The 551-nt window shown below is 31.6% G+C and carries 2 protein-coding genes; both read left to right on the forward strand.

Going from position 1 to position 551, the window contains the following annotated elements; translation table 11 throughout:
- Position 1: 1 nt before the first annotated feature.
- Entirely contained in the window at positions 2 to 313 is a 312-nt protein-coding gene (locus tag JCM21531_RS17430; protein WP_054847185.1) for a hypothetical protein, read from the forward strand.
- A gap of 26 nt (positions 314 to 339) precedes the next feature.
- Positions 340 to 551 (forward strand): PoNe immunity protein domain-containing protein (locus JCM21531_RS17435; RefSeq protein ID WP_038291751.1); only part of this gene is annotated, 212 nt, incomplete at its 3' end.

A 551-nucleotide genomic window follows, 5' to 3' on the forward strand; every position in this document is an offset into this window, starting at 1 on the left:
AATAGATGGAATATATTCAAACAAGAATCCAAACTCAAATATTAGATATGTAATTAACGAATCAAGATTTAATGCTTCCCAATTATGTAAAATGAAAAAAGGCATAAAACAAATGTCGGATGAGTGGCTCCTTGAGGATGGTGGTAAAAGAATTTTAAAAGCAGTTAATGGTGATAGAAAACTCCAAAAGGACATAATACAAGCGTTAAAGAAAGGTAAGGTAGAGAAAGTTTTATCACGAGTTGGCAAGGATGGAAAAGTAACGACGTATAGGCTGAACAGCAATGGTGAAATAATTGGATTCTGGCCATAAATAACAAATGAAAAGGAGATGATGATATGAGAGATCCGTTATGTAGTGAAAGTTATTTATTAGAAACAATAGAATTTGACAAGGAAGCAATTGATGAAAATAAAAAAGACATTGTTGAATTAAAAGATGATATGGAAAAGGGCATACAAAGATATCCAAGAGACAATCAAAGCATAATTTATGCTACGTTTTTGCATATGTTTATGTATAACACGGAAACGCTTATAGCCAAATACTC

The sequence above is a fragment of the Acetivibrio straminisolvens JCM 21531 genome (genome assembly GCF_000521465.1).
GTDB lineage: Bacteria > Bacillota > Clostridia > Acetivibrionales > Acetivibrionaceae > Hungateiclostridium > Hungateiclostridium straminisolvens.